The 4,258-nt window shown below is 29.7% G+C and carries 5 protein-coding genes; all 5 read left to right on the forward strand.

What is annotated here, in order from left to right; genetic code table 11:
- Positions 1-414, forward strand: a 414-nt coding sequence (locus TD29_RS18610; protein ID WP_040282855.1) for a hypothetical protein, incomplete at its 5' end; no start/stop codon positions are given.
- 195 nt (positions 415-609) lie between these two features.
- Positions 610-801 (forward strand): hypothetical protein, encoded by a 192-nt coding sequence (locus tag TD29_RS17535; RefSeq protein WP_040282857.1) that lies wholly within the window; start codon positions 610-612, stop codon positions 799-801.
- A 268-nt stretch (positions 802-1,069) separates the two neighbouring features.
- A complete protein-coding gene (locus tag TD29_RS17540; protein WP_040282859.1) occupies positions 1,070-2,293 on the forward strand; it encodes an alpha/beta hydrolase-fold protein in 1,224 nt (407 codons plus the stop codon).
- A gap of 178 nt (positions 2,294-2,471) precedes the next feature.
- Positions 2,472-2,765, forward strand: coding sequence for a hypothetical protein (locus TD29_RS17545; RefSeq protein WP_040282861.1), 294 nt, complete (start codon positions 2,472-2,474; stop codon positions 2,763-2,765).
- Positions 2,766-2,986: 221 nt separating this feature from the next.
- A partial coding sequence (locus TD29_RS17550) for a hypothetical protein (RefSeq protein ID WP_040282863.1) occupies positions 2,987-4,258 on the forward strand: 1,272 nt, incomplete at its 3' end.

Below are 4,258 nucleotides of genomic sequence, written 5' to 3' on the forward strand. Positions count from 1 at the left end.
TCCTTTATAATTGAATTTCCTTCAAATATTGTAACAGCCAACAACTATAAATTAAAATATTTAGTTGACGAACAAGTAAAATCAATATCTAATTTCGATTTTGACATCCTATCCGAAAACCTACCAAATATTACATCTTCTAATCAAACAAGCTATAGCTATAACGATACATTAATACTAACTGGTCAAAATTTGGTACCAGGAATTAGAATTGCCGCTCATAATATTACAATTTATCAATACAATTCATCTTATGTTTCAATAAGCTCTGATGGAACGGAGTTAACACTTCCCCTTAATGTCAATCAAAATATGTTTCCGTCTATGGTTGGACAACCATCTCCTTATCCAACACCTGTAATTATCTACTATAACGGTAGATATGGACAAACAATAGTTGTTGATTTTAACTAAAACTAAGCGCAACAATAGCTCTAAATAGTTACAAGTACTCGTCTACTTCTAAAAACCTAAAAAGATTTTCAGTTTAATGTATGCATGTACGGTTAGACAACTCTCAAAACAACTCATAGTCGAGACCGTTGCGATACTTTAAAAAGAACATCGAGAATGAAATTTAGAAAATAACAAGTACCAGCATTAGACGTCATGATTGAACAAATAAGAAATGAATTTTCATTATATGCTCACGAATTAAAATTAAGCGAATTAATAAATACAAAAAATGAAGTTGAAACTGAATTTAAAAACCGTCTCTCTATAATTAATTTTTATGTATGCGGAAATGTAACGGATGCGAGAAATGAAGACCACGGAGAAAGTATCAGAGAACAAAAATAGAAATACCGTAAAATTCAGAAAAAATAGCTCTTTAAAGCAACTCCTTAAATCGTTGAAAAAGAAAAAACAACCTAAAAAGCAAGACCAATTTACACAACTATTATAGTCAACATTTATTCATTAACTTAGCACATCAACACTACAAACACATGTATAACAAGAGACTACGTGTTATTTAAAATAACATGAAGTCTCAAATTTGTGACATCACACCCATTATTATCTTAAATCTATAGAAATAATCTCAAGCTAAAACCTCAACAAACACATGAGAAATTCTAAAATTGTATTTACAGTAATTCTATTATTTATAAGTTTTAAAGGACTAGCGCAATTCAAAAAAAATCAGGAAAAGCAAATAGTTATTGGTAACATTGATGGTCTATATTCTAATATACTTCAAGAACAAAGAGAGCTTTGGATACACTTACCTCAAGATTTTGACGACAGCAAACTATATCCTGTTATTTACGTATTAGATGCGTCAGAACATTTCTATGTAATTACAGGAATGTTAAAACATCTCACACCATGGCAAATCCCAAATTCTATAATAGTTGGTATCACCAATACAGATAGAACACGAGATTTTACACCTACTAACGTTCCTTTTCAACGCGGCCACGAATCAAAAACCTCTGGAGGAGCCAGTAATTTTATCAAATTTCTAGACGAAGAACTAAAACCATTTATAAATAGCAAATATCCAACCGAAAATAACACCACCATTATTGGTCATTCTACAGGTGGTTTATTTGTACTGTATGCATTATTACATCATGAAAATTCTTTTGATAACTATTTGGCAATAGACCCTAGTCTTTGGTGGGATAAAGAACATCTAGTCAAAACGGCTCAAGATCAAATTAACATGGGAGACTATAAAGACAAATCATTATATATAGCAGTAGCTAACAACATTGGTAAAAAAATGGATACAGTAAAAGTTAGAAAGGACAAATCTGTACCAACCGAAGCGATTAGAGCAAATCTAAAATTTCATGACCTTTTAGTTAAAAATAATAAAAAGCTTAATTTTAAATGGGAATACTTTAAAAACGAAGATCATGCTAGCATTGTTATACCAGCACAATACAATGGATTACGATCGGTTTTCTCTTGGTTCCCTTTTCATGACATGTGGCGCTTTAATACGCCAAAACAATATACAGCCAAACAATTAACCAATCCGTTCTATGAACACTATAAAAAATTAAGTGCTCGCATGAAACGCGACGTAAAACCAGATTGGGAATTACTCAACCAAATTGGGTTCTTCATGTTAGATGGTCATAATCTTCCTAAAAAAGCCTTAGCCTATTTAGAAATGAATGCCGAATTTTACCCTAATCAATCAAAAAGTTTTGTGGCCTTAGGTGATTATTTCTTATCTCAAAAAAACAAACCAGAAGCAATTAAACAATACAAGCGAGCCATCTCCATTGATAATAATCCAGAGGCGCAAACAAAACTAAAAACCCTAGAAAAGTAGCACAAACCTCAGCACAAAATTCTCATCTCAAGCTACGCTATTTTGTACTTTTTCTAATCAGTTCTTTACCTTATCAAATATCCATATATATCATTCAATAGTTTTAAATTGCTTCTTTTTTAGTTTTATTTCTTCGAAAATGAGCAAACCAAGTTATTTTTAGAAACAAAACAAAAATATGAACCTCATAGATTTTATCATAGGAGCATTAGCGGTTAATGCTATGCCACATCTTATTTTCGGACTCACAAAAACACATTTTCTAGGGTTATTTGGCTATAGCGCAAAAGGTAATATTGCCTATGCGTTACTTCAATTTGTAGTATGTCTTGCACTATACATGTACAATTATGGTTACGAAACCCTATTAAATAATGGTATTTTAATTGGTGGATTAACAGTACTCCTACTCTACTTTATTTTTGGTAAGATCTTGGTTGTGTTTTATGGGAAACAGAAAAAAAACGCTTAATTACTAAAAGCCATAACATACTTATAATCAATTGCTTTACTTTAAATAGTTCTACTACGGAAAACCGTAATCTAACACACTTTATTTAATGTACTTTTATTGAAATCTACGCAGAACGTCGTATAGATTTCTATAAAACTACAACTAATAATGTCTAACTTTTATTGAGATTTCAAACTATCAATATACAAGTATGAATCTACAGGCTTAAATTAAATAATATGAAATTAGAAAAGATTTTGGATAAACTCGGTTCAATTGAAAAGAACTCATTTATTAAAATTATTGACAATATAATATCTAAAGACCCACAGAATGCCAAGCAAATAGATAAGATTTTAAGCTCATCAGACAAGGGTTTAAAATCTGTAGACAATCAAAACATTTCTAAAATATTTAATTTAACAGCTAACGAATTTCAAGAACATATAAAATGTGAGTTTCAGGAAATAACATCCCAATTAGACATATTAATTGATATTATAATTCGTGATGGAAATTGTATAATGAAACAAGATTGGTTTTCTAGATTATACGAAACCGAAATAAAAAACTTAAAAAATAAAACGAAAACTCTTAACGCTGATTTTGATAATGACAAATCCGAATTGAGTTCAATTAGAAAAAGAGACTACAAAATCTACAAAGCCTGCTTAAACACAGCCTATCATAATGACGTTGTAAACAATAGAGATTCAAAAATTACTTCTGATGAATTATCAATAATCCTAACACTTTCTAGACAATTAGGTCTTTCTCAAGAAGAAGTAAAGTTAATAAACTACTCTATCTTACCTATTAAAAAACTAGATATTCAAGAAGTCATTAAAGGACTTAAAAATATTGGAATCATCTTCTTCTCTAACAAAGAGAACACAATTTATGTAGCAGACGAAATGGTTAGAATGTTACGAAAAGTTAGACAAAAAGAAGTTGCCGAAAAATTTTACCGAAGAACTTTAAAACTTTTGAGAGAACCTATTATTAATCATTTACTTTTAGAAGACATTTACAAACAGGAAAGTACGTTAACCGAAAAGAAAAAAACTTTAAATGAACTTTGTGAAAAAGGTTTAAATATTTCCAATTTAAAAGGTAGTGTTTTAGAAGACAAAATCAACAGTTTAATTGAACACTTTGAGAATGTTGAACGTGACGAAAAAGTTGGAATTTCAATCGATGGATTTGATAAATTACTCGTTGAGCTAAATCAATCTCTTCCTAAATTAAATAAAGAAATAAAAGTTCAATTCGAATTACAAAATGAATTTGTTTTAAAAGCAGATTTTCTACTTGATTACAATATAAAGCCAAGAGATATTTTGGATTTGATTACCAAGCCTGACTTAACTAAATTCATAAAACAAAATGGAATTAAACAACGTGGAGATGATATTTTAAACATACTTGAACATTATAAAGACGTAGAGAATCTATATTTAGAAAACTTTGAAAATGTTGCATACAGAAACCTAAACTTATTGAAAGAAAAT

Source organism: Psychroserpens damuponensis, from assembly GCF_000826655.1.
Classification (GTDB): Bacteria; Bacteroidota; Bacteroidia; order Flavobacteriales; family Flavobacteriaceae; genus Psychroserpens; species Psychroserpens damuponensis.

What these genes read in the sequence shown, in the direction of transcription:
- TD29_RS17540 (WP_040282859.1), top strand. Translation starts at nt 1,070, where the DNA reads ATGAGAAATTCTAAAATTGTATTTACAGTAATTCTATTATTTATAAGT.
- TD29_RS17535 (WP_040282857.1), top strand. Translation starts at nt 610, where the DNA reads ATGATTGAACAAATAAGAAATGAATTTTCATTATATGCTCACGAATTA.
- TD29_RS17545 (WP_040282861.1), top strand. Translation starts at nt 2,472, where the DNA reads ATGAACCTCATAGATTTTATCATAGGAGCATTAGCGGTTAATGCTATG.